Here is a 23926-nt window from a genome sequence, read left to right on the forward strand (position 1 = left end):
GCTTAGCAACGACCGGAGTGGAACGTAGACCGTCGGTTCAGCGCGGACCGAAGCGGAGCGAAGACAGGTGGCACGAAGTGCCGGATGAGGGGATTCATACAACCACTTGGAGGTAACATGGTTCATTTTGTAGGCGCAGGCCCGGGAGCACCGGATCTTATAACCCTTCGGGGTAAAAAACTTATAGAGGAAGCCGACGTAATTATTTATGCCGGATCACTTGTGAACCCGCAGCTTTTAAACTATGCGAAGGAAGGCTGCGAGATACATGACAGCAGCAAATTGAATCTTGAAGAAGTTATAGAACTTTTCAAAAATGCTGAAAAAAATCACAAAGATGTCATCAGGCTACACACCGGTGATCCATCTCTTTACGGCGCAATCAGAGAACAGATGGATGAACTTGAAAAGCTTCATATTGATTATGATGTTACTCCGGGTGTCAGCTCTTTTTGCGGTGCTGCAGCAGCCCTTAATATGGAATATACACTTCCCGGAATTACCCAGAGTGTGATCATAACGAGGATGGATGGCAGGACACCGGTACCTGAGAAGGAATCTATTGAGGAACTCTCAAAGCACGGTGCAACAATGGTATTTTTCCTATCCTCAGGTGATGCAGGAAGACTGCAGGAAAGACTTATAAAAAGCGGAGTTTCAAACGACACTCCCTGCGGCGTCGTCTATAAGGCAACCTGGGAGGATGAAGATAAATTCACATGTTCGCTTAAGGAACTGCCGGATAAGATGAACGAACATGGAATAAGAAAGACAGCACTTATTATTGTAGGAAAATCAGTTGCGCAGTCGGGCTACGAAAAGTCCAGATTATATGCTGCGGATTTTTCGACAGAGTATCGAAAGGGCATAGATGCATAAAAGGACAAACAGCCGTATTGCTGCAGTATTTGTGATTTTATTTATTCTTGTACTTGCAGCTTTTCTGGTAAATCTTTGTGTGGGAAATGTTCACGTAGACATACGAACTATCGCACAAATTATTTTTACCGGAGGCGGTGATGAAAAAAGCAAAAACATAATAATGGATATCAGACTTCCAAGAGCACTTATGACGATGATTCTGGGAGGCGGTCTGGCTGTTTCTGGGTTCCTTTTGCAGACTTATTTTTCAAATCCGATTGCGGGTCCTTATATTCTCGGAATCTCCTCAGGCGCCAAGATGACGGTTGCACTGTTTCTTATTTTTGTAGTAGGAAACACAGGAAAGACATCCTCACTGCTTCTTGTAATTGCGGCATTTGCCGGGGCTCTCATAGCTACCGGTTTTATTATTCTGATATCGAGAAATGTAAAGAACATGGCATCGCTACTTGCTGCCGGCATAATGATCGGATATATCTGCAGCGCGATTACAGATTTTCTCATAGCTTTTGCGGATGATTCGGATATCGTAAATCTTCACAGCTGGTCGCAGGGAAGCTTTTCCGGAGCAAACATGAACGGTGCAATATACTGCCTTGTAATAGTTGGTATATCCATGTTTTTTGTAATGCTGCTTTCGAAAAGTCTTGATGCCTTCAGGCTTGGCGAGAATTATGCAAGAAGTGTGGGAGTCAATGTAAGACTTTGCAGGGTGGTGATAATCCTCTTATCAAGCATATTGTCGGCATGCGTTACAGCTTTTGCGGGGCCCGTTTCGTTTATCGGAATCGCTGTTCCGTTTTTGATGAGAGAGTCCTTGAAGTCGTCAAAACCAATAGTTCTGATACCTGCATCGTTCTTGTCGGGATCGATCTTTTGCCTATTAAGTGACTTATTGGCAAGAAGAATATTCGCGCCAACAGAGCTCAACATTTCTGCGGTTACTTCACTTTTCGGAGCGCCAATAGTTATTTTTATGATAATCAGGAGACATAGAAATCATGAAAATTGAAAACCTGAAAGCGGGATATCATAAAAATATAATAGTGAAAGACCTTAATATCGGGTTTGAAAAAGGAGAGATCATTTCGCTGATAGGTCCTAACGGAGGCGGAAAGTCAACTCTGTTAAAGAGTATATCGGGCCAGATAAAGCTCCTCGGTGGAAGTGTTTTTATTGGTGAGGATGCAATTGACAGGATTCCATTAAAAGAACTTTCAAGGAAAATGTCTATTGTAACCACAGATAGAATAAAGCCGGAACATATGACCTGCAGAGATGTGGTTTTATCCGGAAGGCTTCCCTACAGCGACAGTTTCGGTCTATATAGTGATACGGATTATTCGGCTGCTGATAAATCAATGACGTTAATGAAAATTGATGGCCTTAAAGAAAAGTATTACAACGCATTAAGCGACGGTCAGAAACAAAGGGCACTTATAGCAAGAGCAATATGTCAGGAGCCGGAGTATCTCATCATGGATGAACCGACTTCTTATCTTGATATAAAGCATAAGATGGAGCTGATGAATGTACTTGAAGGACTTTCGGAGCAAGGCACAACAATAATAATGTCACTCCATGAACCGCAGCTTGCACTGCAGATATCAGACAGAATCCTTATGGTTAAAAGCGATGGGAGTGTGGAGTGTTCTTCGCCGACAGAGGTGCTTGAAAGCGGGGCTTTAAAGGAGCTTTACGGACTTACGGATGAGATGTATAAGTCAGTAAAAATGCAGCTCGAATGTACACTGCCGGGCAATGAGACTGAAGATAATACTGTACGTCATTCGAGTTATTTCATAAACAAAGAGTGCGAGTATTATCCATGTCATGATCTTGATGAAAAGGATTTCAACTGTATGTTTTGCTATTGCCCTTTATATGACATGGAGGATTGCGGCGGAGAATTCACCTATACCGATAAGGGCGCTAAGAACTGTAAAAATTGTACGTTTCCTCATAAGAGAGAAAACTACGGCGCTGTAATAAAAAAACTCAAGGAAAAAATGTATGGAAAGCATTGAGGTTTCTGAATATAAATTCATATGTTTTACCGATGCCGGAAAAAGAATCATGCAGGAAATTGCAGAAAAGCTTTCGGGCGCTGAAACAAGAGAAAGGCAGATTAACAAGGAATTAAGCCTTGGTGAATGGACAGAGAGTGTTTTTCAAAAGGGTAATATTCTGATATACATCGGGGCAGTCGGCATTGCTGTGAGATCTATTGCGCCATTCGTAGATGATAAGACTAAGGACCCTGGAGTCATTGTGATTGATGAACAGGGCAAGTACGTAATTCCGATATTATCAGGACATATCGGAGGGGCAGTTGATGCGTCAAGAAAGCTTGCAGAGCTTATCGGAGCGAAGGCGGTTATAACCACAGCCTCTGACCTTAGGGGAGAATTTTCCGTGGACGTCTTTGCTACTAAGAACGGCATAGCCATAAGTGATATAAAGATGGCAAAGGAGTTTACGGCAGATTTTCTTAGATCAGGAAAAGCTTTTTACAGCATTGATGAAAGGTTCGAGGATGAAATACATGTGAACGGAATTCCTGAAAATATTAAATTTACAAGGGAAACTGAAAGTCCACAGTTTTTCATATCTCCTCAAAAAGCAGCAGAAAATTCCGGTGATAATAAAGAACCGCTCATATTGATTCCCAAATGCATCGCTGCGGGGATTGGATGCAGGAAAGGAAAATCTTCCGATGAACTTAGCGCGTTTTTAATGAGCATGCTTGAAACGGAAAACATAGATATCAGAGCTATAAAAGCGATATGTTCAATAGATATAAAGAAGGATGAACCGGGGGTGGTGGAACTATCGGAAAATCTTGCAATACCTTTCATAACGTATTCTTCGACTGAATTGATGGAACAGCAGGGAGATTTTTCATCATCTGAGTTTGCGTTTGAAGTGACAGGTGCGGATAATGTCTGCGAGCGCGCGGTTATGGCCTACGGCTGTAAGAGGCTTATTCTTAAAAAGACAGCCAGAGACGGTATGACGCTTGCCCTCGGCATAATGGATACATTTTTGGATTATATGGGAGAATTACCTGAATGACTAAGGAATTAAAGATTGTCGGGATTGGCCCCGGCAGTTATGAAGATATGACGATAAGGGCTACGCGGGCTTTGGCGGAGTGTGACTGCATAATCGGATATACGGTATATTGCGATCTCGTGCGGCCTCATTTCCCTGACAAAGAATACATAAGCACGCCAATGATGACTGAGGAAAAGCGCGTACGTATGGCTCTTGAAAAAGCGGATGAGGGTTGTAAGGCTACACTTATATGCAGCGGAGATGCGGGCGTCTACGGTATGGCAGGACTTGCTGTCTCCATGTCCTTAGAGTTTAGTGATGTATCACTTGAGGTTATTCCCGGAGTGACGGCAGCCCTTAGCGGTGCTGCGCTCCTTGGAGCACCGCTTATTCATGACTTTTGTCTTATCAGCTTAAGTGACAGGCTAACACCTATGGAACTTATAGAAAAAAGGCTAAGATCTGCTGCTCAGGCTGATATGGTAATTGTTTTATACAATCCGGAGAGTAAGAGCAGGAGCGGATATTTATCTCATGCCTGCGATATTTTGCTTGAGACTGTGGAGCCTGACAGGATTTGCGGCATAGTGAAAAACATTGGCCGGGATGGTGAAATGAAAAAAGTAATGACGATATCAGAACTTAAATCTGCAGATGCGGATATGTTTTCAACAGTTTTTATAGGTAACTCAACGACGAAGAAGATAGAAGATTTGATGGTAACTTCAAGAGGATATAAGAGTGAAGGATAAGATACTTTTATTTGGCGGAACTACAGAAGGAAGAGAACTGTCGAATTATTTGCGAAGCGAGGATATCCCTCATGCCGTCAGCGTTGCAACGCAGTATGGAGAAGAGATACTGCGTGAAAACGGTGAGGACAGTCTTCTTGTGGGAAGGAAAAATGCAGAGGATATTGAGAAGCTCATTGCAAAAGATTCCTATAATATTGTTGTGGATGCGACACATCCCTTTGCTACGATTGCTTCAGGAGAGATTAAAAAAGCCTGCGAAAATGCAGGGGTTACATATTTGAGACTTTCGAGAAATACCGGAACAAATGCATCCGGATCGGCAAATATTTTATATGTGGATTCTCTTGATAAAGCACTTGAAGTACTGCGAGAGGAAAAAGGTAATATACTTCTTTTGACCGGTAGTAAGGAATTAAATAAGATCTGCGAAAGCATAGACGATACTGCACGAATATATGCGAGAGTCCTTCCAAATGAGGATAGTATCTCCAAGTGCACGGCAGCCGGACTTTCTGGCAAACAGATAATTGCGATGCAGGGACCTTTTTCAAAAACTATGAACAAAGCTCTTTTTGAAGAAGTGCATGCCTCGGTAATACTTACGAAGGAAAGCGGGAAGACTGGCGGCCTTGACGAAAAGCTTGAAGCTGCAGCGGAATGCAATATAAAAGCAGTTGTAATAAAGAATCCTGAAAGTAAGTATGAAGCGGAAGATTGCTACGATCTTGAGGGTATTATCGGTGAAATAAGCCGGATTATAGGGATAGAAAATCCTGATTTAAAAGCTCAGTATGCTGCGACTGAAAGTAGTTCGTTAAATAAAAATACAATAGTTCTGGCCGGAGTAGGACCCGGTGATCCTAAGTATTTTACGCTTGAATTAAATGATGCACTTGAAAGGGCAGACATCATTTTTGGTGCAAAGACAGTAATTTCAAGGCTTGAGAAAAATGATTGCCCTAAAGTCCCTGTTTACAGAGGGGAGGAAATACACGAATATCTGAAGGCTCATCCTGAATTCAAATGTCCGGTCGTGGCTTATTCAGGTGACATAAGTCTTTGCAGCGGAGCTTCTTCATCGACTGAATTTTTTGCTGAACATGGCTACGATCTTCATCGCATAGTGGGAATATCTTCTGTAACTCTTTTTGCTAAGAAGCTTGGACTGCATCTTGAGAATGTCAGAATAGTCAGCGCTCATGGCCGCGAGTGCAATGTCCTTGGAACAATTCGAGGGGAAGAGGAACTTATTATTTTGCCTTCCGGAGTAGAACATGCAGCTGAAATATGCAGAGAAATCCTTAATGAGGCTTTTCTTTGGGGAGATAATAGCCGGAACAGATATGTCATAAAGATAGGCTATGAGCTTGGGTCAGAGAACGAGCAGATAATTGAGATTTCAGATGAGGCTGATTTGGACTCTTTGGAAGGACTTGAAAAGGGTAAGTGCCTCCTCTATATACGAGATAAAAAAGCAGCCGATTCTTCGGTCATAAAAGGACTTTCCGATGATGAGATTATTCGGGGGAAAGTACCGATGACGAAGGAGGAGATAAGAACTCTTTCGATAAGAAAGCTGTCACTTACAAAAAATGCAATCCTTTATGATGTCGGGGCGGGGACAGGTTCGATATCGATTGAAGCAGCTTTGACAGCACCGGGGATAAAGGTTTACTCAATAGAAAAAAAGGATGAGGCGGTTTCTCTTTTAAAAGAAAATAAGGAAAAGTTTGCGCTTTCAAATATGAAAATAGTAAAGGGCGAAGCGCCTTTGGCATTAACAGAACTTCCTGCTCCGACGCATGCATTTATAGGCGGAAGCAGCGGCAACATGAGAGAGATTCTGGATGCTGTTTTTGAGAAAAATGAGTATGCCAGAATTGTAATAAACTGTGTAACTTTGGAAACCTTTTCGGAAGTAATTCAAATACTTGAGGAGTTAAAGGAGCGTGTCCGGGATATAAGTGCGGACATTATTCAGGTACAAGTTACAAGGTTTAAGAAGGCAGGGAACTATCATCTGTCTGATGCACTTAATCCTGTGTATATTATTACGCTCCAAAAGGAGAGAAGCTGATGAGCTATGACTTAGATCTTCCAAGAATTCTTATAAGTGCGCCTAAAAGCGGAAGCGGTAAGACTCTGATTACCTGTGCGATTTTAAGGCTGCTTGAAAGAAAAGGTTATAAACCCGCATCCTTTAAATGCGGTCCGGACTATATCGATCCCATGTTTCATAAAACCGTACTTGGTATTCCTTCCAGAAACATAGATCTTTTTCTCATGGAGGAAGAAGGGATAATCAGAGCACTTCGCAAAGGTTCGGAAGACCATGACATCGGTATTATCGAAGGGGTAATGGGCTATTTTGATGGAATGAGTGCAACCTCGGCGAAGGGATCATCTTACGACATCAGCAGAATTACCGGTACTCCTGCGATTCTGGTGGTTGACTGCAAGGGCATGAGCAGATCGATTCTTCCGATGGTTAAGGGATTTTGTGATTATTGTTTAAATGATGTAGCCGGAGATAGCAATATTGGAATTAGCTCAAATAATATAAAAGGCTTATTTCTTAACAATATTTCAGATCATTTATGCGATGAAATTTCCGAGCTGATTCTGCGGGAAACCGGTGTACCTGTTATAGGACACCTTCCTGATCTGAAGGATATAGAAATAGGAAGCAGATATCTTGGACTTGTGATGCCTTCAGAGATTCCTGGGATACTCTCTCAGATATACCGTGTCTGTGATGCGCTTGAAGAGCGGTTTGACTTTGATTCTTTTATAAAAATATCGCGGGAAGCTGAAGATTTGAAAATTAGTGCTGAGGAGAATTACGGGACTAAACCATATACACCTATCAGAGTCGGCGTCGCAATGGATGAAGCCTTTTGTTTTTACTATGAAGACAACTTTGATCTCCTCCGAGAGATGGGGGCTGAGATTGTGTCCTTTTCACCTATTCATGATAAGGAACTCCCTAAGGTTTCAAGATTGATCCTCGGAGGAGGCTATCCTGAATTGTATGCAAAAGAACTCTCAGAAAACAGATCCATGAAAGAGAGCATAAAAAATGCCGCAATTTCCGGAATGCCTATACTTGCTGAATGCGGCGGATTTTTGTACCTGAAAAGCAGTCTAAGAGACCTTGATGGTAACAATTTTGAAATGGCAGATGTCCTTCCCGGAGAAGCATACATGACAGGTAAGCTAACGCATTTTGGATATGTGAACGTATCTGCTGTAAGCGCCAATCCCTATCTTGAAGTGGGAAGTACAGTTCGCGGTCATGAATATCATTATTATGATACGACTGATAACGGAGATATCTGCGACATCGTAAAGCCTTCCGGAACCCGTTCATGGAAAGGCTACCAGACAATGAACAACGTTTTTGCAGGATTCGCGCACCTTTACTATCCTTCCTGCAAAGACTTTATAAGGAAATTCCTATATTAAAAACTATCCCCCCCTTGGGAAAATTTATTGCCTTCTCCCTATGGGAGAAGGTGGCGCGAAGCGCCGGATGAGGGGATCTTAATGAGAATGCAAAAAGATATTATAAATATAAAAATAAATAAGCCATCCGCCACAATTTACAACTCCGTTAAGTCCTCCTGGGACCATATCTCAAAACCTCTTGATGGCCTTGGTGATTTCGAAGAACTTATATGCCGCATTGCTGCGATACAGGAGACGGAAACACCTGTGATATCAAAGCGTGCTGCGGTTATTTACTGCGCAGATAACGGCATAGTTGAGGAAGGAATATCTCAGAGTTCAAAGGATATAACATTATCTGTAGCAAAGGCGCTTGGAAGCGGAATTAGTTCTGCATGTACACTTGCGGGACACGCGGTTGTAGAGATCATCCCTGTGGATGTCGGAATTGACTGCGAAGAAAAGATACCCGGTGTCCGGGACATGAAGGTTTCAAAAGGTACTCGTAACTTTTTAAAAGAACCGGCGATGACTTTGGAGGAGACCTTAAGGGCGATAGACTGCGGGATCAACCTTGTGAAGGAACTTTCGGAGAAGGGATATGGGATTATTTCTACCGGAGAAATGGGAATCGGAAATACTACAACTTCAGCTGCAGTTTTGGCATGTCTACTACAAATTGATAGTGATACAGTTACCGGCAGAGGAGCAGGGCTTGATGATGACGGGCTCTCCAGAAAAAGGCAGGTAATAAAGACTGCTATAAATAAATATCCAGATAGGAACAATTTTGGAGAATTGGAAAGAGATGATGATACAGGCAAGCATAGTGTTTTAGAAATATTAAGAACCCTTGGCGGACTTGATATAGCGGCTTTGACAGGAACTTTTATCGGAGGCGCTATCTACCATATACCTATTGTTATTGATGGACTAATCAGTGCGACCGCAGCACTTATTGCTGAGAGACTGATTCCCGGTGTGAAAGATTACATGATTGCATCACATGCCGGAAGAGAATCAGGATGCTTACTGGCTCTTCAAGAACTTGGACTAAGGCCCTACATCGAAGGAAATATGGCCCTTGGGGAAGGCACCGGTGCACTTATGCTGTTTCCGCTTATCGATATGGTTTTTGATTTTTATAAAAAAGCTGCCAAATTCAGCGATTATGAGATAGACGAATATAAAAGGTTTTGAATATGATTGTATTTGTTTTAGGAATTCCCGACAGCGGCAAATCATCTAAAGCAGAAGAGATTGCTGTCAGACTGGCCGGTGATGGGCGAAAAATTTATATAGCGACCATGATTCCATTCGGAGAAGAAGGGAAAAAGCGTGTTGAAAAGCACAGAAAACTCCGTGCAGGAAAGGGCTTTGAAACCATTGAATGCCCGGTGAAAATTCAAAGCCTGATAGAGGATTTTTCTGTGTATTCTGATAACAGCACCAAAACTGAAAACAAGAGTGGCATCCATCCTCAATCGCAGGACACCTGCCTGCTTGAATGCATGTCAAACCTTGTTGGAAATGAGATGCACTCAGATGATAATAGTAAGCTTTCAGATGATGAGTTTGTAAAATACATAACGCAGTCCGTAAAAGCTTTTGGAAAAAGTGTAAAGAATCTGGTCATCGTATCCAACAGTTTTTCTCTTGAAGGCGAAGGCTATGATGAAGATACAAAGAGGTATACGCGCCTAATAGATTTGGTTAACAATGACCTGAAAAAATATGCGGATGAAGTCTACGAATTTCTAGACGAAAGGTGGACACATAATTGAGCATTTTTAAAAGTATAATAATTGCATTTTCAATGTATTCCAGAATTCCTATGCCTATGTTTACCTGGAATGAAAAGGACATGGAGCATGTGATAACATTTCTGCCGCTTGTCGGAGCGGTGATTGGTGGAATATGCTACGCAGTGGCAAGACTTAGCATATTATTTGAATTGCCATGTATGGTCATAACTCTTATTTTGACTTTGATCCCAATTCTTGTTACCGGCGGATTTCATCTGGATGGATTCATGGATGTCCAGGATGTGATAAAGTCATATCAGTCGAAGGAAAAGAAACTTGAGATAATGAAGGACCCTCATATCGGAGCCTTCGCTGTTATCAGTCTTGTAGGACTTGGACTCATCTGGATATGTTCACTTTATTATGTTGTTTACAGAGCTCTGCAGACGGGTTGCTACAAAACGGTATATATCTATGCAATTGTTTTTGCTTTTGTACGTGGGATTTGCGGCATTACCTGCGTCAAAATTCAAAATGCAAAAAAGGACAGCATGCTGAATATGGAATCAGGGAGAGCAGGAAATGGAGATTTCATCTTCCTTATATTTGAGAGTTTGGCAGCAATTCTTTTGATGGGGTTCATAAAGACAATAGCAGCACCGATTTGTACTGCAGTAATTTTACTCTATACTTTTTATTACAAAAGAGTTTGCGACAAAACTTTCGGAGGAATAACCGGAGATACTTCCGGATATTTTGTAGTAACAGGGGAGTGTCTGCTTACAGTAGCACTGTCAATTTTTTCGATTTGGAGCTGATTGATTAATGAATTTTTCATTGGATATAAAAAGCATAATACTTGCGCATATCATCGCTTTTATTCTAGGCGCTGTTCTTGACAGGATAATCGGTGATCCCATGAACTTTCCGCATCCCATCAGACTAATCGGAAGATTTATCGGTTTTCTGGATCATAAACTTAATCCTGCGCAGAGAAATCACGAAAATAATGGCTTAGAAAGTAAAGCTCACCTTAGAGATGCTGAGAAGAGAAAACATAGTGCTGAATTTAGTGGAGGAATCCTTCTTGTTATATGCGTTACATTTGCTACAGTTTTAATCACAGGAACCATAATGTTTGCGTCTTATTTTATCAGCATATATCTTGGCTTGATAGTAGAAGCTATACTCACCTGTTATATTCTTGCGGCAAAAAGTCTTAAGGTCGAAAGCCTTAAGGTGTCTGAAGCATTGCAAGACGGAACTATAGAGGATGCACGATACGCAGTTTCAATGATTGTAGGAAGAGATACCAAGAATCTTGATGAACCCGGAGTTATCAGAGCTGCCGTTGAGACTGTTGCAGAGAACGCTTCGGATGGGGTCATCGCTCCGCTTATCTATACCTTTATTGGCGGACCTGTCCTTGGGTTTTTCTATAAAGCTGTTAACACAATGGACTCAATGGTAGGTTATCATAACGACAAATATGAGTACTTTGGAAAAGCTGCAGCCAAAACAGATGATGTTTTGAATTTCATTCCTGCAAGAATTTGCGCTGTTCTAATGATAGCTTCAACATTTATTGCTTCGGTTTTCATCGAGCCCGGCATATATTCAGGAAAGCGGGCATTTAGAATTTTCAGAAGAGACAGGTACAATCACAAGAGCCCCAATTCAGCTCAGGCAGAAAGTGTCTGCGCCGGTGCACTTGGACTGCAGCTTGCCGGTGACGCCTATTATTTTGGAAAGCTGGTAAAAAAGCCTTTCATTGGTGATCCCATTCGTGAAATTGAACGAAGGGATATCAGACGCGCATGTAAACTGATGTATATTACTGAAGTTTTGTGTGCAGTCATGCTGATTTTATTTATGGCCGTTATTATTATTTTAAAAGTATATTCAAAATAATATACGTAAGTTGAAAAATGAAACAGGAGAAATAAGTGCTTCACGGCGGAGAAATATACGACAAAGAAATAGAATATGACTTCTCGGTAAATTTGAATCCCAATCCATGCCCGGATTCTGTTAGACAGGCATTGCAAGATGCTATAAGTGAGGTGGATCAATATCCTGATATAACGCAAAGAGAATTCAGGGAGAAGGTGGCAGAAGCAGAGAATAAATATCTTGCAGAGGAAGCCAGCCTAACCCGCACAAAGAATAATGCAAATAATGAATCGAAGAACTTGAATATTTCTCCTGATATGATCATTGGTGGTAACGGGGCATCAGAACTTATACTTGCAATTATTAAGATGCTGCAGCCTAAGAAAGTTCTTCTTCCTATTCCAAGCTTTTACGGATACAGACATGCCTTGAAGGCACTTAATAGCACAGAGAATAATTCAGAGAATATCGTGAATAGCAAAGATGATAATACTGGACAGGCTACGGGTAGGATAATTGTAGACGAATATCTTTTAAAGCCGGAAGAACAATTTGAGCTCAAGGATGATTTTATAAAGAATATTACAAATGATACAGATGCTGTAATTCTTGCAAATCCAAATAATCCCACAGGCAGATGCGTCGGCGAAAACATCCTCGAGAAAATCATAAGAAAATGCAATGAAACTCAAACTAATCTGATAGTTGATGAATGCTTCTTACATCTTTCAACAGGAGCGGCGAGCGCTGTAAAATATCTTGATAGATCAGATAACCTATATATTATTAACGCTTATACCAAGCTGTTCTCAATTCCCGGAGTGCGTATCGGATATGCTATTTCGAGCGAACAAAACATTTCAAGACTAAAACAGTGTTTGCCTGAGTGGAATATGTCTATATTCGCACAGAAGGCAGGGATAGCCTGCACAAACAGTTTGCTTGATACAAACTTCGAAGAAGAATCCAAAGCGCTGATTAAAGAAGAGAGAGAAAAACTCATAAAGGTTTTTTCTGAAAAAGGAATTAGAGTATATCCTTCCGATACAAATTATCTTCTTATCAAAAGTGATAGCAATTTATATGAAAAATTATTATCAAAAGGAATTCTGATAAGAGACTGTTCAAACTTCAAAGGCCTTGAGGAAGGATTTTACAGAATTGCCATAAAGGATTCTTTATCGAATTGTGAACTGATGCAAAATTGCAATAACTGCTTTTTCTCATAGAAATAATGTGCTTTTACTGTTATAATGTAGAAAGTTTTGAGTAAGTGTCGAACGTGATTATTGTTCGACGTTCTGCCGGGAATATACACGCTTGGCGGAACAAAGTTTTAGGAGGTAATACAATGAGAATTGCAGTAACTTATGACAACGGTGAAGTGTTTCAGCACTTTGGACATACAGAAGAGTTCAAGATCTATGAAATAGAGGATGGAAAAGTTAAGTCTTCGGAAGTAATCGGATCAAACGGACAGGGACATGGCGCCCTTGCAGGACTTCTTGGCAACAATGACATCGATGTACTTATCTGTGGAGGTATCGGTGGTGGCGCTAAGGCTGCTCTTGATGAATGCGGAATTGAGCTTTGCGCAGGAGCGCAGGGAAATGCTGATGAAGCGGTAGAGGCTTATCTTAGAGGAGAGCTTGAAAGCACAGGTGTAAACTGTGATCATCACGGCGAAGGACATACTTGCGGAGATCATCACGGTGAGGAACACTCCTGTGGTTCTCACGAAGAAGGTGGCCACTGCGGTAGCCATGGCTGCGGCGAAGAAGAGGAGTCTATGTGCGGACACGAAGGCGGCTGCGGCGGCTGCAGCGGATGTAGTTCTCAGCCTCCGATCGAGGGTAAAAATGTCGGTAAGATTTGCCGCACACATTACAAGGGCACATTTAATGACGGCACACAGTTTGATTCTTCCTATGACAGAGGTGAGCCTCTCCAGTTTATCTGTGGTTCAGGCATGATGATCCGCGGCTTTGACGAAGCTGTTGCAAATATGGAAGTAGGCGAGACTGTTGATGTACATCTTATGCCTGAAGAAGCTTATGGCGAGTTTGACCCTGAGGCTGTTTTCACTGTGGAAATCGCAGAGATGCCGGGATCAGAGGAACTTACCGTAGATCAGCAGGTTTATCTCCAGGATATGTACGGAAGACCGATTCCTGTGAAGGTTACAGCTAAGGATGAGAAGACTATCACTTTTGATGCCAACCATGAGATGGCGGGAAAAGAACTCAATTTCAAGATAGAGCTTGTTGAAGTAGTATAATTTCGGGTGTGAAAATATGCTGGATAAATTCATTATAATCGGGGCTACAACCCTGACACTGAGTGGTATTCTCGGTGCGATTCTTGTAATTTCCTGGCCGGATAATCAGGAGATTAAAATAAAAGAGTTAAATCTTAAGTGGAAGATACCGCTTCTTATTGAGGCGCTTCTTGTTGTGGCTACATTGGTTCTTGCTATTCTTTCCATAATTTTCTGGTTTAAGGGCGGCAGAACGCTTTGATATGTGAATAAATGAATTTTTTACATAAGGAGGAGTTATGAAAAATTACAAGTTAAACACTAAATGTGTTCAGGGAGGATATACTCCGACTAACGGAGAGCCCAGACAGATTCCGATTGTTCAGTCTACTACTTTTAAGTATGACACTAGCGGTGATATGGGAAAACTGTTTGATCTCGAGGCTTCCGGCTATTTTTATACAAGACTTCAGAACCCTACAAATGATTATGTAGCAGCAAAAATTGCTGAGCTTGAGGGTGGAACAGCAGCAATGCTCACTTCCTCAGGACAGGCAGCAAACTTTTTTGCGCTGTTCAATATCTGTGAAGCGGGAGATCACATTGTATCCTCTGCTTCAATTTACGGCGGAACTTTTAATCTTATCGCTGTAACAATGGCAAAGATGGGAATCACGGTTACCTTTGTTGACCCTGATTGTACTGAGGAAGAGCTGAACGCTGCTTTTCAGGACAATACCAAGGTTGTATTCGGTGAGACAATAGCTAATCCTGCGCTCACTGTTTTGGATATCGAGAAATTCGCGAAGGCAGCACATAAGCACGGTGTTCCACTTATTGTAGACAATACATTCCCTACACCTGTTAACTGCAGACCTATTGAGTGGGGTACTGATATCGTTACACATTCCACAACCAAGTATATGGATGGTCATGGAGCTGCGGTCGGCGGAGCTATTATTGATTCCGGAAAATTTGATTGGATGGCACATGCAGACAAGTTCCCCGGACTTACAACTCCCGACGAATCTTATCACGGTATTATTTATGCAGAGAAGTTTGGTAAAGAAGGTGCTTTCATTACTAAAGCTACAACACAGCTTATGAGAGATCTCGGAAGTATCCAGTCCCCTCAGCATGCATTCTACTTGAATCTCGGACTCGAGTCACTTCATGTTCGTATGCCTCGCCACGTTGAGAATGGAACAGCTGTTGCAGAGTTCCTTGAAAAACACCCCAAGGTAGTTAAAGTAAACTACCCCGGACTTAAATCTGATCCTTATTACGACAGAGCTATGAAGTACATGGGTAACGGCGGATGCGGAGTTGTATCCTTTGAAATTGAAGGTGGAAGAGCTGCAGCCGAAGAATTTATGGGTAAATTAAAGCTTTGTGCTATTGAGACACATGTTGCAGATGCGAGAACCTGCTGTCTCAATCCGGCAACTTCAACACACAGACAGCTTACAGATGAGCAGCTCGAAGCAGCCGGAATCCCTGCAGGACTTATCAGAATAAGCTGCGGACTTGAAGATAAGGAAGACCTTATCGCAGACATCGAGCAGGCACTTCAATAAAAAGCCTTCCCCTCATCCGCCCTTCGGGCACCTTCCCCCCAAGGGGAAGGCAAAAAACAAAAAAGCCTTCCCCCTTTGGGGGAAGGTGTCAGCGAAGCTGACGGATGAGGGGCTACGCATTCGCAATTATATGCCCCAGCACATGCACCGCATACAAGCTCATAGCAGCGCGGCTCTGCTTTAGCGCATCAGTCAACTCAAAATACATGGTCTTATCGTTATAGTCCCATTTGAAAACAGGCGAGAAGATGGCATCCCATTCCTTCAGATACTGCCCGGGTTTTCTGGTATAGCAGTTAGCTGCGGTTGCCTGAACCCTGTGAGTCTTGTCAACAAACTGAGCGACGGACTTATGCAGTGCCTGATCCTCAGCGGGAAGATAATAATAATCCTTGTAATTGTTATAGAAGAATTTTAGCTCGGCTTCAAGGAGCGGAATACGAAGAGTGGCAGTGTCGCCTTCAGCCTTGAAGTAGCAGCCTTTATAGGATGCACCTACAGAAGAAGGAAGAGTATCGGGAAGAGATATTTTCATAAGTATCTCTTCCTTTTTTGTTCCGTCAATGTCCTTATAATAGTTTGCCTGGACTTTCATTGCGCGAATAGGCAGGTCTATCACAGCATCGGGGTTTTCGTTTTCAGAACCTTCATCAACCAGGAATCCTGTGCGAACCTCTGGGAATACCGAAGCATCTGTATTGAACAGAATAACCTTCTGATTTATAAGCTTTTGGAAAAGATCATGATAGTAAAGAGCAGGCAGTAGCGCAAACATACCGCGGACATCATCAGCGTTATGAAGCAGCAAAAGATCATAGGAGCGCTCACTCTGAGAAATAAGATAATCCTTGTATACACTTATAAGTTCGCCTCCGGTGTAGACATCTGTTCTGTCGATACCCAGGAATAACTCAATTGTTTTTTGCTTGCAGTCAGGGACTCCGAGAATGTTTTTATATGGAGCAACCCTCTTGTAAATATCAATGGATTTTGCGGTTTCGAGAGTGTCTTCGATATGGAACCTTTCGCATTTGAACTTGATAAAACGCAGATCAAATCTGTCACCGTTGAAATGTAACAGAACCTTAAAGTCCTTTGCAAATGCGAGGAATGCTTTTAAAAGTTCGTCTTCCTCACCGCGCTTATCGGCGAAGAACTGACGGAGCTGCCAGGTTCCTTCTTCGTAGTAAGCACAACCGATGAGATAAATGACACTGTTTTTCGGAGAAAGACCAGTGGTCTCTATATCTAAAAAAAGGATATCTGCAGGATTATCACAAATCCTGCTAAGCGGGTATCCATCTGCAGTATTTTCTATTTTTTCATTAACTATTTTCATACCAATACTCCGTAAATTTTAGAAAAACTATAAACATTTTCATTGTAGCACACAAATAGTGAAAATAAATGAGTATATTTCTTATTAAAATCTGACTAATTCCAAATAATTGTAGTATAATAATTTCAGTATTTTTATTCGTTCAGAATAACATTATTTGGGGTGGGGGTGTTTTCTTTATATTTTTCCATTTTTAAGTAATATTTTTCTGGGCAAAAATTAGCCTTATATGGCAATAAAAGAAAGGGTAGGAAATGGCTAAATTAACTTTTGTGGGGGGAGTTCATCCTTACGAAGGCAAAGAGCTTTCTAAGGATAAGCCCATCAAGGAAGTCCTGCCAAAGGGTGATCTTGTCTATCCGATATCTCAGCATATCGGGGCACCTGCTAAGCCTATCGTTGAGAAGGGCGATCATGTACTGGTGGGACAGAAGATTGCTGAAGCAGGAGGCTTCGTCTCAGCACCAATCTATGCAACTGTATCAGGAACAGTCAAGGGAATTGAGAAGAGAAGACTGGCTACCGGCGGTATGTGCGACAGCATTATCGTTGAAAATGACGGTCTCTACGAGGAAGGCGAGATGCTTCCTACCAAACCCTTGGAGGAACTCACCACGCAGGAAAAGATTGACCTCATAAGAGAGGCCGGTGTTGTCGGAATGGGTGGTGCCGGATTCCCTACTGCTGTCAAATTATCTCCAAAAGAACCTGAAAAAATCGAGTATGTAATTGCAAACTGCTCTGAATGTGAGCCGTACCTTACCAGTGACTATCGTCGTATGGTTGAGGAACCCGAGCTCCTTCTCAGCGGTCTTAGAATTGCGGTTTCGCTTTTCCCGAATGCGCGAGGTATTCTTGCAATCGAGGATAACAAGCCGGATTGTATAGCAAAATTCCGTGAGCTTACCAAGGATGACGATAAGATCATGGTAAAAGCCCTTCAGACAAAATATCCTGAAGGTGCAGAGCGTATGCTCATATATGCGTGCACAAAGAGAGAGATCAATTCTTCAATGCTTCCCGCTGATGCAGGATGCATCGTAGATAATGTTGATACTCTGTGTGCGGTAAGCAGAGCTGTTACCGAGGGAAGACCTTTGATGGAGAGAATAGTTACCATCACGGGAGATGCAGTAGCTGATCCCCGTAACTATAAGGTCAGAATCGGAACAAACTACAGAGAACTTCTGGATGACGCAGGCGGATTTGTAAGAACTCCGGCTAAGATCATTTCAGGCGGGCCCATGATGGGATTTGCACTGTTTGACCTTGATGTTCCAACAACCAAGACTGCTTCAGCGCTTACCTGTCTTACTGAGGATGCTGTTTCCGCAATTGAGCCCAGTGCCTGCATTAACTGTGCTAAATGTGTGGATGTATGTCCCGAGAGACTCATCCCGAAGAATCTTGCGGATGATGTTGAGAATGGTCAGGAAGAAAAATTCCTTGCCGAGTATGGTATGGAATGCTGCGAATGCGGATGCTGCAGTTATATCTGCCCCGCAAGAAGACAGCTTACTCAGCTGATAAAGGGTATGCGTAAGATTCAACTTGGAAAGAGGAAGAAGTAACAGAAAGGAAAAAACAATGAGCGATATGATGAAAGTTTCGTCAAATCCGCATGTTCGGTCCGGTGTGACAACTTCAAACATAATGATGTGGGTTGTCATCGCACTTCTTCCGGCTGCCGGTTTTGGCATTTATAATTTCGGTATCGACGCCCTGATAATACTTTTGATTTCGGTATTCTCCACTGTCGCTACCGAGTTCTGCTATGAAAAGATAATGAATAAGAAAATCACTATAGGTGATTTTTCTGCAGTTGTTACAGGTCTGCTCCTTGGAATGAACCTGCCTTGCACAGCTCCCTGGTGGCTTCCCATCGTCGGTGGCGTGTTTGCGATTCTTGTTGTAAAGATGCTCTTTGGAGGTCTTGGACAGAACTTCATGAATCCTGCCCTTGCTGCAAGATGCTTTTTGCTTATATCATTCCCGGCACTTATGACCAATTTTGCAACGGATACTTATACATCACCCACACCTCTTGCTGCTCTTAAGGCAGGAGAAGAGGTTACCGTTATCGATATGATCATTGGTAAAATCCCCGGTACAATCGGTGAGACATCAATGATTGCGATAGTGATAGGTGCATGTATTCTTATCATGCTTGGAATCATTGATTTAAAGATTCCCGGAACATACATTGCTTCCTTTGTACTGTTCGTTATCATTTTCGGAGGACATGGATTAAACGGCACATATATTTCCGCACAGCTTGCAGGTGGCGGACTTATGCTTGGCGCGTTTTTCATGGCTACCGACTATGTAACGAGTCCCATAACTACAAGAGGAAAATATATTTATGGCGTGTTCCTCGGAGTACTTACCGGAATTTTCCGTGTATTCGGAGCTTCCGCAGAGGGTGTTTCCTATGCAATCATCATCGGTAATCTGATCGTTCCGCTCATCGAGAAGTACACAATTCCGAGAGCCTTCGGTATCAGACCCGTAGAAAAGAAGGAGGAGAAAAAAGCATGACAGATGTAAAAACTATGCTGAAAAATGCACTCATTCTTTTCATAATCACTCTTGTTGCAGGTGTTTCTCTCGGATTTGTTTATCAGGTTACGAAGGATCCGATAGCATATCAGAATGAGCTTGCACAGATTAAAGCTAATCAGGCAGTTTTCCCTGATGCAGCTAATTTCGAGGATGTTGATCTTGATGAAGCTACAGCTGCTTCGGTGCTCAGTGGCCCCGATTACAGCAAAATAGAGATCAACAGTGTAAAAAAAGCAGTTGACGGTTCCGGCAACGGTCTTGGATATGTCGTTCAGGTTACAAGCGGAGGATACGGAGATAAGATTGTCTTCACGGTTGGTATAACAAATGAATCCGTGGTTAACGGCATTTCACTTATTTCCATAAATGAGACTCCGGGTCTTGGAATGAATGCTGAGAAGGTACTTGTACCTCAGTTCCCGGGAAAACCGGCAACTCAGTTTTCTGTTACAAAAAATGCAGCTTCTTCAGATAGTGAGATAGCAGCTATTTCAGGTGCAACAATCACATCTAAAGCGGTTACTTACGGCGTAAATGCAGCTGTTGCATATTTCCAGGCTGCTCTTAACGGTTAAGGAGGTTCGTATGAGTGAAGAGAAAAAAGGAGCCTTGGGCTTTACACAGGACACTCCTATCGAGCGCTTCCTGAATGGACTTATAGTTGAGAATCCCACACTGGTTCTCATGATCGGAATGTGTCCCACGCTTGCAGTTACGACTTCCGCTATAAACGGTGTAACCATGGGACTTGCAACAACATTCGTTTTGGCACTTAGTAATGCGGTTATATCACTCCTTAGAAAAGTGATTCCGGATACCGTTCGTATCCCTGCATTCATCGTTGTAATTGCTTCGTTCGTTACACTGGTTCAGCTTGTTATGCAGGCTTATGTTCCGGTTATGTATCAGGCACTGGGCGTATATATTCCGCTTATCGTTGTTAACTGTATTATTTTTGGTAGAGCAGAGGCTTATGCTTCCAAGCACAACGTTGTTCCTTCATTTTTTGATGGAATAGGAATGGGACTTGGCTTTACCTGCGCTATCACAGTTATCGGACTTTTCCGTGAGCTTATCGGTGGCGGCACAATGTTTGATGTACAGGTATTTGGTGAGGGCAGTGTTGTTCCCGGACCTGTAGGATATTTCTTTAGTCAGTATCAACCGATTCGTATTTTCATTCAGCAGGCAGGTGCATTCATTGTTCTTGCAGTTCTGATCGCAATAATGAATCAGGTTAAGTTCAATCTGGAGAAGAAGGGTAAGGATACTTCCAAGTTTGGTGTCGGCGGTTGCTGCAGTGATGTGGAGATCAAGGATCCCAAGAAGGTTAAGGAAGAACTTCTTTCAAAAGAGAAGGCATCAGCTGAAGCTAAAGCGGATGTTGTAAAGCCTATTGAAGCTAAGGCAGAAACGATAAAGCCTTCCGATATCAAGGTTCCCGAGAAAGAGCCTGTAGTAGTTGGTAATGTATCGGAGCCACAGATAAAAGAAGTAATTGTTCCGGGAGAGGAGGATAAGAAATGACAGATACGATTATAGGACTTTTGTCCATTATGATTACAGCCTCTCTTGTTAACAACGTAGTACTTAGCCAGTTCCTCGGACTTTGTCCTTTTCTTGGAGTTTCAAGAAAAACAGAGACGGCTTTCGGTATGGGTATGGCATGCGTTTTCGTTATTTCGCTTGCATCCCTTGTTACCAATGCTATTTACAAATTTATACTTTCACCACTCGATTTATCATTCCTGCAGACCATCGTTTTCATCATGGTTATAGCGATGCTGGTTCAGTTTGTTGAGATGTTCCTCAAAAAGTTTGTGGTATCTCTTTATCAGTCACTGGGTGTATATCTTCCCCTTATTACTACAAACTGTGCGGTTCTCGGTGTTGCGCTCAACAATGTAACAGACGGCTACAGCCTTCTTGAGAGTACAATCTGCGGCTTTGCTACAGCAGTTGGTTTTACGATTGCCATCGTAATTCTTGCAGGCATTCGTGAGAAGATTCAGTTTAATGACATTCCGAAGCCTTTCAGAGGAATGCCCACCGTACTTCTTGCATCTGCACTTATGGCGATAGCGTTTACAGGATTCTCAGCATTGAGGTGAGATAGCGATTCTGAATAAATCCTCTGCCTTCCCCTTGGGGGGAGGTGTCAGACGAAGTCTGACGGATGAGGGGAAAAAGGAGAAAATTATGATTAGTGGTGTACTCATTGCTACTGCAGTGGTTGCCGGTGTTGGTATTCTTATCGGAATAATCCTTGGCGTTGCCGACATGAAGCTGCATGTAGATGTAGATGAGAAAGAACAGGCTATTTTGGAAGCACTTCCCGGAAATAACTGTGGTGGATGCGGATTCCCCGGATGTTCGGGATGCGCTGCAGCTATCGCCAAGGGTGAAGCTCCGGTTTCACAGTGTCCGGTTGGAGGACCTCCGGTAGCTGCTGTTATATCAGGAATTATGGGAGTTGATGCGGGCGAAGCAAAGCGTATGGTGGCTTATGTCCACTGTGGCGGCGATTGCGAACAGGCAACTCAGAGATATGAATATTACGGAGCAGAAGACTGCCGAGTTATCAATCAGGTTCCCGGTGCCGGTCCCAAGACTTGTACCTTCGGATGTTTAGGCGGCGGAAGCTGTGTGAATGTGTGTCAGTTTGATGCTATTCATGTGGTAAACGGAATAGCAGTAGTAGATAAGGAAGCTTGTAAGGCCTGCGGCCAGTGTATCAACATCTGTCCCAGACACCTTATTGACCTTGTTCCCTACGATGCAACAGAGTCGGTTCGTTGTAAGTCAAATGATCCAGGCCAGGCAGTTAACAAATACTGTAAGGTCGGCTGTATCGCTTGCCACATCTGTGAGAAGAACTGTCCCGCAGGTGCAATTACCGTAGAGAACAACGTTGCCTCCATCGATCAGGATAAGTGTACACATTGTGGCCTCTGCGCGCAGAAGTGCCCGAAGAAGGCAATAGAGGTTATTTCCTGAATAAATTCTTAGAAGAATATCTTGCTGTACTGGTACTTTTTAGATTATTTTTTTATTACATATGGGCATGCCATTAAAGGCATGTCCAGTTTTTATGGCTATTTTTCTATCTATTCATTTTGGTACAAGAAATTGGATATAAGATAGTTCAAGATAATACAGTCTATACCAAGATAACTGATGTTTCCGAAATATATAGGTGCGCGTAAATGGGACCATTACCAATATATCGAGTGATTCACTGATATATTGGTATGATGAAATTGATGTATTACCAAGAAAAAGCTAGATATACCAATATATTGGTATAAACATAATTGTTAATTACCAATATATTTCGCAAATCTCAAATATTTTGGCTTGGTAACGAAATATTATTACCAAGATATCTTAAGAATTCGCATAATCTTGGTTTGATACTGATTTTTAATAACCTAGATTTTCTGAAAAAACTATATATCTTGGTACGATGACCCATTTTCACGACCAAGAAACAATAAATATAAAAATATATGGGTACAAGTGCAATTTACCATTACCAAGATAATATGAAGCCATGAATCAGGAAAAGTGAGCCTTTATGAAGTTTTCAACTATCATAGAATTTAATGGCGACTTAGAATTCTCGTATGTTACCAATAGGTTCTTTCCTAATTGTATTCCTGATTTCTCGTAATCTCTGAACTTCAATATGTTGTCTTCAACATATTGAGGTTTATCCAACATGCCCAAATGCTCCCAATACACAACATTTCCGGCATGAGGATGCAGTATTGTAAAATCGGGATGCCGGATCTCGCCATTAAATAACGAAACGGGACACTCATATTTATAGGGAATTCCATGCCTGAATAAAGCATTTGCTATAAGTTCCTCGGATTTAGATCTAACATGTTCACCTCTTCTTGTCAGATGTAATGTTATATTTTCATGATTTTTCTTTGCAGTAAAAGGCAAGGCTTGCCAGGTTTCATAATAGTCCTTTACAGTCATTTCAGCATAATCCAATGTATCTCTTAATTCACCAGGAAAAGAAGAGACAATTGTGGCTGTTTTGCCGGGATTGCTATTGATGAATTTCTGAATGCCTTTAAGTTCTGCTTCTGCGGCGCTTACATATTTCTTGTCGTATTTTTTCTGAGCCAACGCCCTAATTAATGGCATCTCTGACTTAGAAATATAGGTTCCTTTTATGTTATTCTTACCACCAAGATAATATTGGCTACAGTGCTTTTTCTTTACTATTCGAAGACTACCGGCGGGAGCACTTTTCAGACGTTTTTTACGAGTTGCAATTTCCTTTTTCAAAAATTCAGCTCTTTTTTTAAGAAATGGTATGAATTCATACTCCGGTACTATATTTTTACTTTTGTTCATTTTTTATATTGCAAAAAATAAAATAATTTTGCTTGATT

At 42.0% G+C, this 23926-nt stretch carries 23 protein-coding genes; 21 read left to right on the forward strand and 2 right to left on the reverse strand.

All coding sequences use genetic code 11. From position 1 onward, the window contains the following. The first annotated feature begins 117 nt into the window (after positions 1–117). The 15 genes from cobM (at position 118) to G596_RS0100075 (ending at position 15613) form a co-directional block, all read left to right on the forward strand. Positions 118–879 (forward strand): precorrin-4 C(11)-methyltransferase, encoded by a 762-nt coding sequence (gene cobM / locus G596_RS0100005; protein WP_022759766.1) that lies wholly within the window; start codon positions 118–120, stop codon positions 877–879. Beyond that, entirely contained in the window at positions 872–1894 is a 1023-nt protein-coding gene (locus G596_RS0100010; protein WP_022759767.1) for a FecCD family ABC transporter permease, read from the forward strand. The genes cobM and G596_RS0100010 overlap by 8 nt, the downstream gene beginning before the upstream one ends. Then, complete coding sequence (locus G596_RS20280; RefSeq protein WP_022759768.1) at positions 1884–2909, forward strand: ATP-binding cassette domain-containing protein; 1026 nt, start codon at positions 1884–1886, stop codon at positions 2907–2909. The genes G596_RS0100010 and G596_RS20280 overlap by 11 nt, the downstream gene beginning before the upstream one ends. After that, the gene (locus tag G596_RS20285; RefSeq protein WP_022759769.1) at positions 2896–3957 is read left to right on the forward strand and encodes a cobalt-precorrin 5A hydrolase; all 1062 of its coding nucleotides are present in this window, start codon (positions 2896–2898) and stop codon (positions 3955–3957) included. The genes G596_RS20280 and G596_RS20285 overlap by 14 nt, the downstream gene beginning before the upstream one ends. Continuing rightward, complete coding sequence (cobJ, locus tag G596_RS0100025; RefSeq protein ID WP_022759770.1) at positions 3954–4691, forward strand: precorrin-3B C(17)-methyltransferase; 738 nt, start codon at positions 3954–3956, stop codon at positions 4689–4691. The genes G596_RS20285 and cobJ overlap by 4 nt, the downstream gene beginning before the upstream one ends. Continuing rightward, positions 4681–6771 (forward strand): precorrin-6A reductase, encoded by a 2091-nt coding sequence (gene cobK / locus G596_RS0100030; RefSeq protein WP_022759771.1) that lies wholly within the window; start codon positions 4681–4683, stop codon positions 6769–6771. The genes cobJ and cobK overlap by 11 nt, the downstream gene beginning before the upstream one ends. Beyond that, on the forward strand, positions 6771–8159 hold the full coding sequence (locus G596_RS0100035) for a cobyrinate a,c-diamide synthase (protein WP_022759772.1): 1389 nt from the start codon (positions 6771–6773) through the stop codon (positions 8157–8159). Before cobK ends, G596_RS0100035 begins: the two co-directional genes overlap by 1 nt. A gap of 81 nt (positions 8160–8240) precedes the next feature. Further along, positions 8241–9341, forward strand: coding sequence for a nicotinate-nucleotide--dimethylbenzimidazole phosphoribosyltransferase (locus tag G596_RS0100040; protein ID WP_022759773.1), 1101 nt, complete (start codon positions 8241–8243; stop codon positions 9339–9341). A 2-nt stretch (positions 9342–9343) separates the two neighbouring features. Beyond that, positions 9344–9925 (forward strand): bifunctional adenosylcobinamide kinase/adenosylcobinamide-phosphate guanylyltransferase, encoded by a 582-nt coding sequence (locus G596_RS0100045; protein WP_022759774.1) that lies wholly within the window; start codon positions 9344–9346, stop codon positions 9923–9925. Continuing rightward, positions 9922–10704, forward strand: a complete 783-nt coding sequence (locus G596_RS0100050) for an adenosylcobinamide-GDP ribazoletransferase (RefSeq protein WP_022759775.1) — start codon at positions 9922–9924, stop codon at positions 10702–10704. Before G596_RS0100045 ends, G596_RS0100050 begins: the two co-directional genes overlap by 4 nt. Positions 10705–10711: 7 nt before the next feature. Beyond that, positions 10712–11797 carry an adenosylcobinamide-phosphate synthase CbiB gene (gene cbiB / locus G596_RS0100055; protein ID WP_022759776.1) on the forward strand — a complete coding sequence of 362 codons (1086 nt, stop codon included), beginning with the start codon at positions 10712–10714 and terminating at the stop codon, positions 11795–11797. Between the two features lie 35 nt (positions 11798–11832). Then, complete coding sequence (locus G596_RS0100060) at positions 11833–13008, forward strand: pyridoxal phosphate-dependent aminotransferase (protein ID WP_022759777.1); 1176 nt, start codon at positions 11833–11835, stop codon at positions 13006–13008. Positions 13009–13130: 122 nt separating this feature from the next. Then, positions 13131–14057: an FKBP-type peptidyl-prolyl cis-trans isomerase gene (locus G596_RS0100065; protein WP_022759778.1), complete on the forward strand. Its 927-nt coding sequence runs from the start codon at positions 13131–13133 to the stop codon at positions 14055–14057. Positions 14058–14073: 16 nt separating this feature from the next. Further along, positions 14074–14298 carry a hypothetical protein gene (locus G596_RS0100070; protein WP_022759779.1) on the forward strand — a complete coding sequence of 75 codons (225 nt, stop codon included), beginning with the start codon at positions 14074–14076 and terminating at the stop codon, positions 14296–14298. Positions 14299–14335: 37 nt separating this feature from the next. Further along, entirely contained in the window at positions 14336–15613 is a 1278-nt protein-coding gene (locus tag G596_RS0100075; protein ID WP_022759780.1) for an O-acetylhomoserine aminocarboxypropyltransferase/cysteine synthase family protein, read from the forward strand. 112 nt (positions 15614–15725) lie between these two features. Here G596_RS0100075 and G596_RS0100080 read toward each other — a convergent pair whose 3' ends face one another. Continuing rightward, positions 15726–16952, reverse strand: coding sequence for a ribonuclease H-like domain-containing protein (locus G596_RS0100080; RefSeq protein ID WP_022759781.1), 1227 nt, complete (start codon positions 16950–16952; stop codon positions 15726–15728). 254 nt (positions 16953–17206) lie between these two features. Between G596_RS0100080 and rsxC the strand changes: the two genes are divergently transcribed. The 6 genes from rsxC to G596_RS0100110 all read left to right on the forward strand — a co-directional run bounded on the left by rsxC (position 17207) and on the right by G596_RS0100110 (position 22511). Next, positions 17207–18523, forward strand: a complete 1317-nt coding sequence (rsxC, locus tag G596_RS0100085; protein WP_022759782.1) for an electron transport complex subunit RsxC — start codon at positions 17207–17209, stop codon at positions 18521–18523. Positions 18524–18539: 16 nt separating this feature from the next. Further along, positions 18540–19490 carry an RnfABCDGE type electron transport complex subunit D gene (locus G596_RS0100090; protein ID WP_022759783.1) on the forward strand — a complete coding sequence of 317 codons (951 nt, stop codon included), beginning with the start codon at positions 18540–18542 and terminating at the stop codon, positions 19488–19490. Then, the gene (locus G596_RS0100095) at positions 19487–20089 is read left to right on the forward strand and encodes an FMN-binding protein (protein ID WP_022759784.1); all 603 of its coding nucleotides are present in this window, start codon (positions 19487–19489) and stop codon (positions 20087–20089) included. Before G596_RS0100090 ends, G596_RS0100095 begins: the two co-directional genes overlap by 4 nt. Before the next feature lie 10 nt (positions 20090–20099). Next, positions 20100–21041, forward strand: coding sequence for an electron transport complex subunit RsxE (rsxE, locus tag G596_RS20290; protein WP_022759785.1), 942 nt, complete (start codon positions 20100–20102; stop codon positions 21039–21041). Next, positions 21038–21625: an electron transport complex protein RnfA gene (locus G596_RS0100105; protein WP_022759786.1), complete on the forward strand. Its 588-nt coding sequence runs from the start codon at positions 21038–21040 to the stop codon at positions 21623–21625. Before rsxE ends, G596_RS0100105 begins: the two co-directional genes overlap by 4 nt. 88 nt (positions 21626–21713) lie before the next feature. Further along, positions 21714–22511, forward strand: a complete 798-nt coding sequence (locus G596_RS0100110; protein ID WP_022759787.1) for an RnfABCDGE type electron transport complex subunit B — start codon at positions 21714–21716, stop codon at positions 22509–22511. 561 nt (positions 22512–23072) lie between these two features. On the opposite strand, the gene G596_RS23295 is transcribed toward G596_RS0100110, so the two are convergent. After that, entirely contained in the window at positions 23073–23888 is an 816-nt protein-coding gene (locus G596_RS23295) for a hypothetical protein (RefSeq protein WP_022759788.1), read from the reverse strand. Positions 23889–23926 lie beyond the last annotated feature (38 nt).

Source organism: Butyrivibrio sp. AD3002 (genome assembly GCF_000420905.1).
In the GTDB taxonomy this organism is placed as follows: domain Bacteria; phylum Bacillota; class Clostridia; order Lachnospirales; family Lachnospiraceae; genus Butyrivibrio.

Coding starts and splice junctions, on each gene's coding strand:
- cobJ (WP_022759770.1), top strand. CDS start 3,954: ATGACTAAGGAATTAAAGATTGTCGGGATTGGCCCCGGCAGTTATGAA.
- G596_RS23295 (WP_022759788.1), bottom strand. CDS start 23,888: ATGAACAAAAGTAAAAATATAGTACCGGAGTATGAATTCATACCATTT.
- cobM (WP_022759766.1), top strand. CDS start 118: ATGGTTCATTTTGTAGGCGCAGGCCCGGGAGCACCGGATCTTATAACC.
- cbiB (WP_022759776.1), top strand. CDS start 10,712: ATGAATTTTTCATTGGATATAAAAAGCATAATACTTGCGCATATCATC.
- rsxC (WP_022759782.1), top strand. CDS start 17,207: ATGGCTAAATTAACTTTTGTGGGGGGAGTTCATCCTTACGAAGGCAAA.
- G596_RS0100040 (WP_022759773.1), top strand. CDS start 8,241: ATGAGAATGCAAAAAGATATTATAAATATAAAAATAAATAAGCCATCC.
- rsxE (WP_022759785.1), top strand. CDS start 20,100: ATGAGTGAAGAGAAAAAAGGAGCCTTGGGCTTTACACAGGACACTCCT.
- G596_RS0100075 (WP_022759780.1), top strand. CDS start 14,336: ATGAAAAATTACAAGTTAAACACTAAATGTGTTCAGGGAGGATATACT.
- G596_RS0100080 (WP_022759781.1), bottom strand. CDS start 16,952: ATGAAAATAGTTAATGAAAAAATAGAAAATACTGCAGATGGATACCCG.
- G596_RS20280 (WP_022759768.1), top strand. CDS start 1,884: ATGAAAATTGAAAACCTGAAAGCGGGATATCATAAAAATATAATAGTG.
- G596_RS0100095 (WP_022759784.1), top strand. CDS start 19,487: ATGACAGATGTAAAAACTATGCTGAAAAATGCACTCATTCTTTTCATA.
- G596_RS0100065 (WP_022759778.1), top strand. CDS start 13,131: ATGAGAATTGCAGTAACTTATGACAACGGTGAAGTGTTTCAGCACTTT.
- G596_RS0100035 (WP_022759772.1), top strand. CDS start 6,771: ATGAGCTATGACTTAGATCTTCCAAGAATTCTTATAAGTGCGCCTAAA.
- G596_RS0100090 (WP_022759783.1), top strand. CDS start 18,540: ATGAGCGATATGATGAAAGTTTCGTCAAATCCGCATGTTCGGTCCGGT.
- G596_RS0100045 (WP_022759774.1), top strand. CDS start 9,344: ATGATTGTATTTGTTTTAGGAATTCCCGACAGCGGCAAATCATCTAAA.
- G596_RS0100070 (WP_022759779.1), top strand. CDS start 14,074: ATGCTGGATAAATTCATTATAATCGGGGCTACAACCCTGACACTGAGT.
- G596_RS0100110 (WP_022759787.1), top strand. CDS start 21,714: ATGATTAGTGGTGTACTCATTGCTACTGCAGTGGTTGCCGGTGTTGGT.
- G596_RS0100010 (WP_022759767.1), top strand. CDS start 872: ATGCATAAAAGGACAAACAGCCGTATTGCTGCAGTATTTGTGATTTTA.
- G596_RS20285 (WP_022759769.1), top strand. CDS start 2,896: ATGGAAAGCATTGAGGTTTCTGAATATAAATTCATATGTTTTACCGAT.
- G596_RS0100105 (WP_022759786.1), top strand. CDS start 21,038: ATGACAGATACGATTATAGGACTTTTGTCCATTATGATTACAGCCTCT.